Genomic DNA, 12105 nt, shown 5'->3' with positions numbered 1-12105 from the left:
AAATAGGAGTTTAGGGATATGTTTATCATTCCAAAGACTTTAGAACAGTTTTATGTATTATTGCTCTATATTATTGGGATCATTGAACTTATATTGATGACAATAGCTGTTATTAATATTGAAGTTATAGAAAAAGTGTGGACATTAAACATTTCTATGACAATTCTATTTGCATTATTGATTTTAATATTTATCAGGTATTTATTTATAGTTATTGCGAAAACTGCCCATGAGACAAGTAAGCAATACAGTCATTCGCAAGAACTCGTATACAATATGTTTGAAGAAACGATAAGTGAGGTATCTAAAAATTACACACTTATCGATGAAATGTTAGAAAACGAACAGTATTCTAATGCTAGAAAATATTTGAACAATATACTTGACCTAAAAGATGAGCACACGTTTATCACAGAAATTCACAATCCTGCATTGTCATATTTATTAAGTGTAAAATTCTATGATGCTTATAAAAGAGGTGTGACAGTAAATTGTGATATTACCAGCAAATCGCAACTTGCTAGTTTCAATACTAAGGATTTGGTTGCTATTGTTGGGAATCTTTTGGACAATGCAATCAAAGCATCTGAACACAGTGAAAACAAGCAAATTACATTTAGATGGTATACGATTGACAAAGAAGATGTGTTAATTTTTGAGAATTGCTATTTAAAGAGTGAAGATGTTTCAATCTCCTGTTGGTTTGAATTAGGATATACGACCAATAAGGACAAGAAAAGAGGAAATGGGTTAGCCATTGTGAAAAAATTGGTTGAAAAACACAATGGGACAATTATCGGTCAAGCAAAAGATAATCATGTGCAATTTACAGTTACTCTTAAAAACCCTTAAATCCATAAGGGTTTTTATTTTTATTAATTGAATTATTAAAATATTTTAGTTTGTCAATAGGAATTCGTTGAAATGAATTCCCCTTCGATTTTACCAATACTTCGTGATTTCAGTGAAATCACTTGATAAAATGTATTTGAAAACGGGTATAACATATTGACGAGAATTTGTGAATCAGTCATAATAAGAACAAGTGTTCTTGTACAAGTTGCTCATACTTTATAATAAGAAAAGAGCGCTTCCGTCCGACCAAAGATAGAGAGCGCTCAAATAGGAGGCATCATAAATGACACCTAATTTCATTTTAGTTCAAGCAGAGCAAAAAGTAAAATCTGAAGTGTTTGGTAATATTGTTTTGAGGGTAGAAACGCTGAAGACTTTTGAACCGCTAACTATTGAATTGAAGATACATACATTGAGTGGGGTTCAGCATGTAGTCAAGGTACATGATTGGAAATGTGAGTGGCAAGACGAAATTGATGACAAATGGTATGGAGAAATGCAATTAGTGATATCATATTCATTTGAAGTAAATGAAGAGGATGCGCTTTATGCCGCTAATTGTTCTATTAGCGAATTGAATGCCATAATTAATGAAGTAATAACAAATGAAGGCTCTCTAAAAGTAAATGACTTCTTGATTGAATGGGGGCATGTGTATGGAGAGCAAAATTGAGGTGAGAAAGATGCAACCGTTTCAAGATGGGGAATTAGAATTATTGAGAGAATATGTTTTGTTACCTATTGTATTGACGATATTTGAACGTGACAAGAAGAACATAGAAGAATCTGAGATTAGCATAAAGCAGCCATATGTCACTGCAATTAATGAAGCTATGTACAGAATCACGAGACAATTGAGTAAACTGAAGAATGAAATGTACCGAAAAGGGTTAAGGGTAGTGAAAGAAACGCGAACTGAACACGGGATCGACTGCCTATTCCTTTGCAGAGGATATTCTCAACAGTTCCAGATGCTATGGGATTTCGTGAAAGCCGAAACGGAAGTAAGAATGCAACAATATCTGATGGGAATGGATAGCCACTCGTGAGAACGGGTGGCTAAAATTGTGGATATAAAATAAAAATAAATAGTAGACAAATATAAATATATGTTGTATTCTTAATTCAGAAGATTACAGAAGATGGGAAACACTATACATAAGTTATTGAAATGAGATTTTTATCGGAAAGGAGTGATGTCATGAGTAAACAAACAGTAATTAACCCAATTGAGTATATTTCAAGCATTTTAGAAAGTAATGGATACGGCAAGAATCTAGTTCTCGGTCATATTAAGTACGATCAAGCTGTTAATGAGGATTATGATTATCAGGTCATTCGCTCTAGTTCGCACGATGGAACAATATTGTTCACCATGATGCTGGTTGACGAGGCATTGAATCCCATTATTAATAAGACAACATATTGCACCAAAACAATTACAGAGGAAGAACTAAAGAAACTCGTTGACATCGAGTATATAATTGGTGACATTAAAATGGAAACTGAGATTGGGGTGCAGGATTTACCAGCAGGAAGGTATATGGGGCAAACGGACACAGTTTACATACCAGTACGTTGTAGATATATTTTCTAGAAAGTGGTGAACCGATGATTACAATTAACTATTGTCCTCAAGGTGTTTCTTGCTCCGATTTTGAGGCCGAAAAAATAGTGCGATTATGGTTTCGAAATCAAGAGCCTTATACTTACAACGTATCAACAGAAAACATCATTTCTTATGTACGAGTACTGGTTGCCGAGGGTGAAATTAACCATACAGATGTGCAGTTACAGTTTAATGGAGAAAATCTTGAAATGAATGAATATGCGATGATTAAAGATTGGCGGAAAGGTTTTTGTGATTACCATGTAGAGAATGCTGCGAGAATTATTAAAGCGCAGAATCAAAAGCGAAGAGCGATACGAGACGCTTTAAAAAGTATGACAAATAGCGAAATTTTATAAATGACGAAATTGAACTTGCAAGACGGTTATTTACATAATAAACAGATACTTTTATCGGAAAGGATGAGTGAGAACGAAATGAGTCCAGAAGAAATTTTAAATGAAGCATCTCTTCCAAGATTACAAATTGAATGTATCAATGTCAGTGGAGATTATACTGAACAACTTTGGAAATACGAGCTAGTGTATAAACATTTTACAGGAGATATTGTAAAAGTAACGATTGGGCAAACAGAAAGGAAAACAGGAAGAACGAAACCTCCTATTGGTGAAGATGGAGAAATAGACCTTCCATTTAGAGACGGAGCACATATTAAGCACGATGCAATTCATTTGAATTTGCCAGCTTACGCTATATGTGATGATATTGTTGAGAAACTTGATTTGAGTAGCTTTAAATTAAAATTTCCAGAAAAATATTCACGTTAAAAGATACTTTTTATATAAAAATAATGGAGGTTTTATAAAATGGACTTGAAGGAAGAAATTAAACAATTTCTGATTAGCAAAGGTGTTGTTCATCCAAGTGATGAAGTTATGAATTATTTCCATGATTTCTTACAACAAAAGATTAAGGAATCATCTAAAAGATTGGCTAAAGTTCTTATTGATGAGTTTGGCGTTCCAGAAAGGGAATGAAATCTGTCATTCATTGGGAGTGAGAAAATGTTAACTGATGAAGAAAAGAAGCGTATGATTGATATTGGAAAACAACTTGGGTTCGAAGTGACATTTGATGAAAATATTAAGGGAATCTATTTGAATGGAGAAGAAGTAAATCTCGAAGAAATTTTTCCTGAATTAAAGGAATTGGATTAAATATGTATTATATTCAAAAAGAGAGGTAGATATAAATGCATACAATCAATAAAGAAATTGATGAGATTCATGTAGTATTTGAAAATGTAGAACATATAAAAATACCGTATAGTGATGTAAGATACATTAGTCTAGCTGGAATTACTGAATCTATATGGGACAACAATATACTATTGAACAATAAATCAGAGCTATTATTGAGTAAATCCGCAAAACATTTATATCTAATAATTAAAGATAAACCAGAGTACCAGAGAATCAAAGAATATAATGATATCACGCACATTGAATTTCTCAGTAACTCAGAAACGGTGTATTACATAGGAATTAAATGGACTGAAGATAGTGATGATTATAGTAATACTGGTCAAGAAGTACGTGTTGAAGGTGGATGGATAACGGTTATTTGTAATCAAGGGGAGCAAGAAAACTAAATAAATCACGAATATTAACGGAAGGTGAGACTGTTGGTATGGAAGAGTTTCTGAGATTCTTTAATGAAATAAAACACAGGACAGGTAGATATACTTTAGAAATTTATTACTCAGGTATTATGGACTGGTGCATTACAATTAATCGTCATGGAGAGACAATCGTTAACGTTCAGAATTGCGACATGGATTATGTGTTTGCAAAAGCACATGTTTTGTTTAAAGAATGGCTGCTAGAAACTCAAGGTGGGTACTGATAAATGTAAAATTTATTAGGAGGTTGGATAATGCCTGTAACTGAAAATGGATATGAGTATCAAATGCCTGATGGAATAAGAAATCAACTCACAAAAGAACTGCTAATTGATTTTCACAATAATCTAGTCAAAATATTTAAACCAACAGAATACATAGATTACATAAATTTTTATATATACATTGAAAGTACATTTGGTTGGGATGAAGCATTTAAAGAAGCATGTAAAGTGCACAATAAAGAATGGCTTTATGAATATTCTAGACATCTTCCTTGGTATGAGCATGACTTGTTTTGTGATGATGTGGGAGAACTCATGGTTCAATTGGAGGTAATTGAAGAAGGCGAACCGTTAGAGTTGGAAGATGTTTACGAAGAAGAGATTGAATAAAATGGCAATTTCATAGGAAAAAGGGGAAGTGATTATGCAGGAATTTTTATCATTTTTTGATAAAGTGAATCAGGCGCATGGACATTAGAAATCTATTATTCAAGTATTATGGACTGGTGTATTACTATTGGCTACAAAACAACTCACCCAAAACATGGAGAAACCATTATCAATGTTCAAAGTTGTGATATGGAGGATGTCTTTGCAAAAGCACAAGTTCTGTTTAAGGAATGGTTGTTAGAACATGAAAGTGGGTACTAAACACCCTGATACAGAGTACACTATTCGACCTAAAATACGGTTTTCGTGGAGTGATTAGTATGAGGAAAGATATTCAGCAAATTGTTAAAGCTGCGGCAGAGAGATACGGTTTAGGTTATAACCCGGATAGCGAGTATGCTACGGTTGTACAAAATGACGGAAGTATTAAGACTTTACAACCGGACGATCTGGTTAATGTATTCAATGTAACTTCGGAAAACCTAAGTTGGGATTCCATAAAATAGTGAATTTATCGCAAAAAGGAGTTTAGAAATGAAAAATAATAATATCGAAATTGAATTCAAAAATGGCAGTAAAATTATCGTTGTACCTACTGAGAACTCAGTAACTGGATCGTGCAAACTGGAGTTTTTAAAAGAATATTCTTGTGAATGGGACGGGCGATGAAGATGAGTGAATTATGTGGGAAGAAGATTAAAATTATTTCCTCTGACCATCATCAAAATTGGTATGCAGATAAGATCGGTCAAGAATTTATAGTACATAGTGAATGCAGTCGAAACAGAAACAACTTAATTGTAAGGACAACCATTGAACAAGCTGGATGGCCTTATGGATGGGTAAGCAAAAGTGATTGCGAGTTTGTTGAATAAGGAGATGAGATGGTGTCTTGGCCTCCAAGGAAACGCTGTGAAAACTGTAAATATGGAGTTATTCAAGGTTTGCAGGTTATATGTGAAAACAAAAATCATATCAAAAATAATAGAAAATTGGATGTAGATTTTGTAATTGAGCGATTAAATTATAGATGTAGTTATTATGTAAGACAGTATACAATGAGTAAGTCATGATAAGTTTTAAAAATAAAAAATAATTGACACACATAAATTAAAAATATAATATTAAGGTGTTGGTATGAGACACAGACGATGGATTAATCTTTGTTTGCGACTCACAAGTAAAAATAATATGCCTGAGTACCGTCACGTTTCATTGCTTATAAAAAATGGTAGAGTAATATCTTATGGATTCAATAACAAGTACAAAGCTGGCAGAATTGCAGATCCGATTTATGATTGTAAAGGATGGCATTCAGAAGTAGATTGTTTATTCTCGGTACATAAGAGGATGGTCAAAGGTAGTATTTTGTATAACGCTGCGGTTACTAAAACAGGAAAATACGCAAACAGTAAACCTTGTCCATATTGTCAGCAATTCATTAGCAAATACGACTTAAAGGGAGTATATTACCATGACGAAAACGGCAACGTCTGCAAATACGCTTGAAGAAATCATCAGAATGATTCCAGTTGAAGTAAACATGATTAAAGAAATCGATTTTGATAGGGAAATTGAAAATAAAAATAATAAGCCTTATGTATATTACAATGTTAATTCAGGCGAATTAAAGGTCTTCCGAGTTTGCAGAAAGAATCTTGAGACTGTATTGGTTGCTTATGATTACGGTCTGCTACAGTCTCCTTATGTAAGCAATTTTGAGGCGCATTTATTCCTTGATAAAGAACGAGACGGAAAGGCTATTAAAGTGTTACCTAGTGAAGTACAGAAGCAGATCAGGAATAGTATGTTTGGCTGTGCCAGCTTTAATAATGCTACTGAATTTCAGACTGTATTGCTACTGATTAAAGATAAGATTAACTGGGTGCTTTGAATAAAAGACGTGTTTGATTGAAAAAGTAAAGGGGATTGATTCTATGGTTGATTTCAAGAAATTGCACGATGACTGGTGGAATAGTTTATCAGAAGACCAAAGGGAGTTTATCAATGAGAGAAAACGCCTAGAAAAAGAACATACATATTATACAACTGAAACTATGCTAGATAATGACTACATTATGATTAAATATGGTAAAGATCGTAAAGAGGAAAAACAAAAAGTAGTTTTGTATCGACCTGTATATTCAGACAATCAAGTGTCTGAAAAAATCCTTTTGTCCTTTGGTGGATATCGAGAATACAGCTTTGATAGACGATTCATAAATAGTATTTTAGAACGACTGAATGATGAGAACAGACGTTTTTGCATTGATGGTGGTGGGGAAGTTTATGTAAAGAACAATGAAATGAAGCGAATTTTTAATGAAGCAATTGAAGCATTGGAGCGGTTAAATATTGAGATTGCAGATGACTATTACCCATCACTTACAAATTCAGATATGGGTAAAATGTTGGAATCTTTAGGGTTGCGATAAAATTATTATACTGCAATGAGGGAAGGTATGTATTATGGTAGAAGTGACCGAACAGCAAATCGTTGGAACGCTGGCAACAAAGGTGATGGGGTGGTCAAAAGGTAAGTACATAGAAGATGGTGCATATATTGCTGACGCTTGGTATGACGATCAAGGTGATTTCATGGAATGGGTCAGAGATTGGCAGCCGACCGAAAGAATTGATCATGCTTGGCAAGTAATGGAGGAAATTAATAAGAGCAATGAACAAAAACGACATTTTAATACATGGATGTTACTTGAAGTAGGAGCCAATGCATTTTCGGCAGTAACGCCAAAAGCAATATGTAAGGCAGCAACCAAAACAGTTGAATCATTATAATAAATCTTTTATACAGAGAGGAGGTTGAATAAATGGAGAAAACAGCAAGTTGTGGTTTTGATGGTTGCGCAACTTGCCCATTTGCATTCACTGATGAATCAGAAGAAGTTCAAAACTTATGGTTGCCTTCCTAGTGCGTATGACATTATTCAAATGAAGAAGAAAAGTGGTCATAATTGGGCTTGTCACGGAAATGAGTCAGTAATGTGTGGTGGATTTGTTCAATATGTAAGGGAATACCACCCAGAATTAGATCTTAGTGTTGGTAACTTGATTTCATATAAGACATGGTATTACGAAGGCGAAGAGGTAGCTTTGATTGAGGTAAGCACAAAATCCAATTAAAGAATGCTTTTAACTAAAAATAACTGGAGGTAACATGGATAAAGTAATTGAGGGTTACAGGCTGGAAGGATATGTGAAACAAAACTATGGATGCATGGATTTGCATTCAAAACCCGAAGAGCAGAAAAAAGAACTTCAATCATTCATTCGTGAGTGCGAGGATCACCTTAATGCAAATAGCAGCAGAACATATACATCGGTACAATTGCAAATTGTGCCTGAATATCGGCAAGACGATAATAAAGAACGCGAAGAATTGGTTTCAAAACTCGCTGAATACTTCGGATTCAATTGGAAAGATGGTACTTATACATATAATCTGACACGAGTAAAGGAAGCATTTGATTATGGAACAATGAGTCTGGATGACTTTCAAGAAATGAATGATGATGATTTGTATGAGTTGGCAGACTTTATTTTGGGCTTCATGAAATTTCGATGAATGTACGATTTGATTTAAAAATGGAGGTAATTTTTAATGGAAAAGAAAAGCAAACAAATACCAATTTATGAAGAGAAAAAAGTTCAGGTTGGGACAAAAGAAGTGGATATTTGGGTTACATTAGATGGCTCTGAATTTTATAATCCAAGTCAAGCAGAAGATCATGAATTTAAATTAAAAATTAAAGAACGTCAAGTGTTCCTCCCTTATGATGTTAAAATTTACTATTTTGAGAACGAAAACCAAGTGAAGGAATGGATTGAAAGGCTAGATGATGGATATCACCAAGCACTCTTTGATAAGTCAAACTACAATTATCCTAATTGGTTTGTAATTTATGATGTAAGTGGAGAACATGATTGGATGACATATTATGACATGAAGCCACTTGAAGATTTTAAACATTTCATTATTCAAGAAATAGATAAATTAACTGAATGAAAGAAGGAATTTATACAAAGGGGAGATGCACAAGTGGATAAAAACAATGATTGGCATCCTAAAGCAAACGAGATGATTGAGGGCAGTGATAATCTTAGCGATACAGAGCAAGAAATGACTGAAGAACAAAAGAAATATATAGATGATGTAAGTAAGTGGCTAGACTCGCATCAAGAATTACTTGAATTAAATAAGAACAACGGAGGCACAAATGAATATACTGACTGATGATGATATTAAGTTTCTTAAAGACTTAGCAATTGAATTAAAAACACAAGACAGAGAGTATACTGCTAAACCAGTATTTTATCAGATTCGTGAAAAGAAGAATGTTGTGGGTATTGACCCAGACTATGCCGATAAAACTTGTATACTTCTGAGCGAAGATTATATTTTATTTACTGATTTCAATGAGGCAATTGAGTGGTGCGAGGATTATCTAGAGGATCTAATTCAGAAAGATATTGACGAATGGTGGGAAGTAAAGTTATCAAAGTCATTTTTAGTTCTTCATGATTTTCTTAAAAATATTGGGTATGAGTTTTCAACATACACAGGCTATACAGAAGAGCATACATATAAAAACTGTTTTCTAACAAAACGTGCATTGGATCAACATGTCACAGAGAATCACTATCATTATAAGCAACCCGATTATTTTATTAACCATGCCTGGAGGAATCCTGAACTTCAACGACTACTTGAAATTGTGGAGAAGTTTGCAGATGTAGAAATTTAAGAAAAGGAGGAAAGATGCATATGTCACTAGAGGCATGTGAACGTGAGACGGCAATTCATTGTGATGATGAAACAAAAACATGGAGTATCTATACAAGGCAACAACGTGTAATTACAAAATTAAAAAGAGCAGGGATTGAGCCTTACAAGATTCAAGAAGATGGTGCGCATTGGTACAAGGATATACCATTTGAGCGAATTTCATTTCGTTCTGAAAGTAAGGGGCGTAATATGACAGAAGAACAGCGCAAAGCTGCGGCAGAACGATTAAGGAAAGCTAGAAAAGCTAAAGGAGGAGAATGAATGTTAAATAATCATGGACGAATAGGTCAAACAATTGCAAAAGGTGTGAAGTTGAATCTTGGTGGAGGGGCGGAAGCTGTAGTTGATCTACATTTAAATGAAGAAGGATTTTTGTTAATTGATGGATTGGGATTAGATCAATTCGACTATAACTGGCACTGGCACACGTTAGAAGACGGTAGTAATCGAGTAGAGTTACAAATTCTATATTGTGAAGATGATGAGGATGACTGGGATGAATAAAGATAATTGCATTTATGTAATACATAAAGATGGTAAACGATGGGAGAAAACAGGGCGAAAGATTGCGTATTTGAAGATTGGTGCAGCAAAGAGTGTCATTACTGCTGAGTGTAATGATTATGCGTATGATGCTGTTCGTCATCTGGATTATTGTGCTCCACAAAGATCAGATGAGTTTAAGAAAGCATTTGATGAAGAGTTTAAAAGGTTTGAGATAGTAGAGTATGTACCAAAGACCAAATAAAAGGATAATTTCATGAGGAAAGGAGAAATGGTATGTTAAATGATAAAGATATTCAAATTGCATTGAAACATTTTAAAGGGAAAAGGCTTGTTGACATTATTCAAACTGATAATGGCAATGACTTCATTTTTGAGGGCGAATTAGTTATCAGAGTATATAACGATGGATACGACAATTATGACACTGAGTTAACAAGACGAGTGCCGACCTATACATATGAAAGATTGCAATGAAATGATGTTTTCCTTGGATTTTAGGAGGTGAAAGTTTTTGAATCCTTTAGATGAAAAGATTACATTCTGCTCTGCATGTTTTGCTACGAATGAAGATGGCTCTTGGGGAAATAACGGCGGGTGGTCAGTTCAAGATGTAGAAGAAAACGGGCTGAATTGTTATTGTATGAATTGTAGCGGTCATGGTGAGATTGTGGTCATGTCACGTAGAGCCGCCAATAAGATTAGAGAAAGTGCTTCATGGGTTGGTAAAAGATATTATCCTCATAAAGAGGACTTACTACATAGTTTTATTGTGAATGATGATAATGGCACTTATACAGTTAAGTGGCGTTTTGAGAAAGGTATTAAAACAACTCCAGAAGGTGTTAGAGCATTACAAGGAATTAGTAAGGATGAAGCATTAAATTTTTTAGCTAAAGCATTGCGATTAATTGAGGATGTAGAAAATTATTATTTTGGTTGAAATCCAATCAAAAACTACATTTATTGAAAAAGGAGGTTTATCAATGGCGAAATATCGTAAGAAACCAGTTATCATTGATGCAGTTACTGTCAAAGAATACATAGAACTTAATTTTAAAGATTTTAATGGTGTTCATTCATATTACGCAAAAGACGGTAAAATGAGATTGATCCGTTTAAATGAGGATGGCAAAAGTTTAACAATTGAAACACTTGAAGGGAATATGATTGCTGATCCAGATGACTATATCATTACTGGCGTCAATGGTGAACGATACCCTTGTAAGCCAGACATCTTTCACCAGACATATGAACTTATTAAAGAATAAAAATATTTAATGAAAACTTGCTTTTATCAAAATTAGGGAGAGGATGCGATGGCGAAATTAACACCAGAAGAAAAAGACAGGCGAAAACTTGAACGGAAGTTGAAGAAGTATAAAGAAACGCACAAGTCATTAAATGGAATAGATTATAAACTGTGCAATAAATGTGGTGACTGGTTTCCATCAACAGATGAATATTTCTATAGAAATAAATCAAATTCAATTGATGGGTTACATCCTAGTTGTAAGCAATGTGCAATAATTAAAAGTATTATACGTCAAAATGAAAATCCAGAAGCAATAAAAGCTTATGCAAAAGAAAATTATAGAAATAAAGTTCAGTACTATAAAGATAAATTCAACAGGTGGGTTAATAATAATCCTGAAAGAATAAAGCAGTTAACAAAAGATTGGAGGCAAAATAATCGAGAAAAATTAAAAGAGTATAGGATTGAAAGAGAACTTCATAAGAAGCATGACATTTCTGATGAAGAATTAAATGAATTATATGCATATTGTAATAGCAGTTGTATGTACTGTGGAATCACTGAGGAAGAATCTGTCGAGAAGTATGGACATAAATTACATAAGGATCATGCAATAAATGATGGAAGCAATGGAATTGAAAATTGTATATTGGCTTGTAAGAGTTGCAATTCAAGTAAACGGAATAAAGATTGGGATGTGTGGTTCACAACTGAAAATCCAAAATACACTCAAGAAAGGTTTGTAAAAATAAAGGAATGGTTAGATAAATTTACAATATAAAATCTATTTCATTGGAAATAGGAGGTGATATCTTGGGGATA

General features: G+C 33.7%; 28 protein-coding genes. All 28 read left to right on the top strand.

Annotation, left to right across the window (positions count from 1 at the left end; translation table 11 throughout):
• Positions 1 to 18: 18 nt before the first annotated feature.
• The 28 genes from EDM57_RS04710 to EDM57_RS04585 all read left to right on the top strand — a co-directional run bounded on the left by EDM57_RS04710 (position 19) and on the right by EDM57_RS04585 (position 12064).
• On the top strand, positions 19 to 852 hold the full coding sequence (locus tag EDM57_RS04710) for a sensor histidine kinase (protein WP_122903616.1): 834 nt from the start codon (positions 19 to 21) through the stop codon (positions 850 to 852).
• Between the two features lie 286 nt (positions 853 to 1138).
• The gene (locus EDM57_RS04705) at positions 1139 to 1528 is read left to right on the top strand and encodes a hypothetical protein (RefSeq protein WP_122903615.1); all 390 of its coding nucleotides are present in this window, start codon (positions 1139 to 1141) and stop codon (positions 1526 to 1528) included.
• Positions 1512 to 1904, top strand: coding sequence for a YhjD family protein (locus EDM57_RS04700; RefSeq protein WP_122903614.1), 393 nt, complete (start codon positions 1512 to 1514; stop codon positions 1902 to 1904). The genes EDM57_RS04705 and EDM57_RS04700 overlap by 17 nt, the downstream gene beginning before the upstream one ends.
• Before the next feature lie 152 nt (positions 1905 to 2056).
• Positions 2057 to 2452: a hypothetical protein gene (locus tag EDM57_RS04695; RefSeq protein ID WP_122903613.1), complete on the top strand. Its 396-nt coding sequence runs from the start codon at positions 2057 to 2059 to the stop codon at positions 2450 to 2452.
• A 14-nt stretch (positions 2453 to 2466) separates the two neighbouring features.
• Entirely contained in the window at positions 2467 to 2823 is a 357-nt protein-coding gene (locus tag EDM57_RS04690; RefSeq protein WP_122903612.1) for a hypothetical protein, read from the top strand.
• Between the two features lie 78 nt (positions 2824 to 2901).
• Entirely contained in the window at positions 2902 to 3252 is a 351-nt protein-coding gene (locus EDM57_RS04685) for a hypothetical protein (protein ID WP_148039091.1), read from the top strand.
• A 39-nt stretch (positions 3253 to 3291) separates the two neighbouring features.
• Positions 3292 to 3462: a hypothetical protein gene (locus tag EDM57_RS23130; RefSeq protein WP_170163376.1), complete on the top strand. Its 171-nt coding sequence runs from the start codon at positions 3292 to 3294 to the stop codon at positions 3460 to 3462.
• A 27-nt stretch (positions 3463 to 3489) separates the two neighbouring features.
• Positions 3490 to 3642: a hypothetical protein gene (locus EDM57_RS23125; protein ID WP_170163375.1), complete on the top strand. Its 153-nt coding sequence runs from the start codon at positions 3490 to 3492 to the stop codon at positions 3640 to 3642.
• A 35-nt stretch (positions 3643 to 3677) separates the two neighbouring features.
• Positions 3678 to 4076 (top strand): hypothetical protein, encoded by a 399-nt coding sequence (locus EDM57_RS04680; RefSeq protein WP_122903610.1) that lies wholly within the window; start codon positions 3678 to 3680, stop codon positions 4074 to 4076.
• A gap of 38 nt (positions 4077 to 4114) precedes the next feature.
• Complete coding sequence (locus EDM57_RS04675; RefSeq protein WP_122903609.1) at positions 4115 to 4330, top strand: hypothetical protein; 216 nt, start codon at positions 4115 to 4117, stop codon at positions 4328 to 4330.
• A gap of 30 nt (positions 4331 to 4360) precedes the next feature.
• Positions 4361 to 4720, top strand: coding sequence for a hypothetical protein (locus EDM57_RS04670; RefSeq protein ID WP_122903608.1), 360 nt, complete (start codon positions 4361 to 4363; stop codon positions 4718 to 4720).
• 320 nt (positions 4721 to 5040) lie between these two features.
• Positions 5041 to 5226 (top strand): hypothetical protein, encoded by a 186-nt coding sequence (locus tag EDM57_RS04665; RefSeq protein WP_122903607.1) that lies wholly within the window; start codon positions 5041 to 5043, stop codon positions 5224 to 5226.
• A 631-nt stretch (positions 5227 to 5857) separates the two neighbouring features.
• On the top strand, positions 5858 to 6229 hold the full coding sequence (locus EDM57_RS24025; RefSeq protein ID WP_122903606.1) for a hypothetical protein: 372 nt from the start codon (positions 5858 to 5860) through the stop codon (positions 6227 to 6229).
• Positions 6195 to 6614 carry a hypothetical protein gene (locus tag EDM57_RS04655; protein WP_122903605.1) on the top strand — a complete coding sequence of 140 codons (420 nt, stop codon included), beginning with the start codon at positions 6195 to 6197 and terminating at the stop codon, positions 6612 to 6614. Before EDM57_RS24025 ends, EDM57_RS04655 begins: the two co-directional genes overlap by 35 nt.
• A 43-nt stretch (positions 6615 to 6657) precedes the next feature.
• Complete coding sequence (locus EDM57_RS04650) at positions 6658 to 7155, top strand: hypothetical protein (RefSeq protein ID WP_122903604.1); 498 nt, start codon at positions 6658 to 6660, stop codon at positions 7153 to 7155.
• Positions 7156 to 7189: 34 nt separating this feature from the next.
• Positions 7190 to 7516: a BC1872 family protein gene (locus EDM57_RS04645; RefSeq protein ID WP_122903603.1), complete on the top strand. Its 327-nt coding sequence runs from the start codon at positions 7190 to 7192 to the stop codon at positions 7514 to 7516.
• A gap of 24 nt (positions 7517 to 7540) precedes the next feature.
• On the top strand, positions 7541 to 7861 hold the full coding sequence (locus EDM57_RS04640; RefSeq protein ID WP_211338216.1) for a hypothetical protein: 321 nt from the start codon (positions 7541 to 7543) through the stop codon (positions 7859 to 7861).
• A gap of 34 nt (positions 7862 to 7895) precedes the next feature.
• Positions 7896 to 8303, top strand: a complete 408-nt coding sequence (locus EDM57_RS04635; protein ID WP_122903602.1) for a hypothetical protein — start codon at positions 7896 to 7898, stop codon at positions 8301 to 8303.
• 36 nt (positions 8304 to 8339) lie between these two features.
• Positions 8340 to 8744: a hypothetical protein gene (locus EDM57_RS04630; protein ID WP_122903601.1), complete on the top strand. Its 405-nt coding sequence runs from the start codon at positions 8340 to 8342 to the stop codon at positions 8742 to 8744.
• A gap of 33 nt (positions 8745 to 8777) precedes the next feature.
• Positions 8778 to 8972, top strand: a complete 195-nt coding sequence (locus tag EDM57_RS04625) for a hypothetical protein (RefSeq protein WP_122903600.1) — start codon at positions 8778 to 8780, stop codon at positions 8970 to 8972.
• On the top strand, positions 8956 to 9483 hold the full coding sequence (locus tag EDM57_RS04620) for a hypothetical protein (protein WP_122903599.1): 528 nt from the start codon (positions 8956 to 8958) through the stop codon (positions 9481 to 9483). Before EDM57_RS04625 ends, EDM57_RS04620 begins: the two co-directional genes overlap by 17 nt.
• Before the next feature lie 20 nt (positions 9484 to 9503).
• On the top strand, positions 9504 to 9785 hold the full coding sequence (locus EDM57_RS04615; RefSeq protein ID WP_122903598.1) for a hypothetical protein: 282 nt from the start codon (positions 9504 to 9506) through the stop codon (positions 9783 to 9785).
• Entirely contained in the window at positions 9786 to 10028 is a 243-nt protein-coding gene (locus EDM57_RS04610) for a hypothetical protein (protein ID WP_122903597.1), read from the top strand.
• Entirely contained in the window at positions 10021 to 10272 is a 252-nt protein-coding gene (locus EDM57_RS04605) for a hypothetical protein (RefSeq protein ID WP_122903596.1), read from the top strand. The genes EDM57_RS04610 and EDM57_RS04605 overlap by 8 nt, the downstream gene beginning before the upstream one ends.
• Positions 10273 to 10304: 32 nt before the next feature.
• Positions 10305 to 10505: a hypothetical protein gene (locus tag EDM57_RS04600; protein ID WP_122903595.1), complete on the top strand. Its 201-nt coding sequence runs from the start codon at positions 10305 to 10307 to the stop codon at positions 10503 to 10505.
• 37 nt (positions 10506 to 10542) lie between these two features.
• Positions 10543 to 10971 carry a hypothetical protein gene (locus tag EDM57_RS04595; protein WP_122903594.1) on the top strand — a complete coding sequence of 143 codons (429 nt, stop codon included), beginning with the start codon at positions 10543 to 10545 and terminating at the stop codon, positions 10969 to 10971.
• Between the two features lie 43 nt (positions 10972 to 11014).
• Positions 11015 to 11299, top strand: coding sequence for a hypothetical protein (locus tag EDM57_RS04590; RefSeq protein WP_122903593.1), 285 nt, complete (start codon positions 11015 to 11017; stop codon positions 11297 to 11299).
• Positions 11300 to 11347: 48 nt separating this feature from the next.
• On the top strand, positions 11348 to 12064 hold the full coding sequence (locus EDM57_RS04585; protein ID WP_122903592.1) for an HNH endonuclease signature motif containing protein: 717 nt from the start codon (positions 11348 to 11350) through the stop codon (positions 12062 to 12064).
• Positions 12065 to 12105: the final 41 nt, after the last annotated feature.

This window comes from Brevibacillus gelatini (genome assembly GCF_003710935.1).
Classification (GTDB): domain Bacteria; phylum Bacillota; class Bacilli; order Brevibacillales; family Brevibacillaceae; genus Brevibacillus; species Brevibacillus gelatini.
The sequence above is the reverse complement of the archived record's forward strand: the minus strand, read 5'-3'. Positions and strand labels throughout refer to the sequence as shown.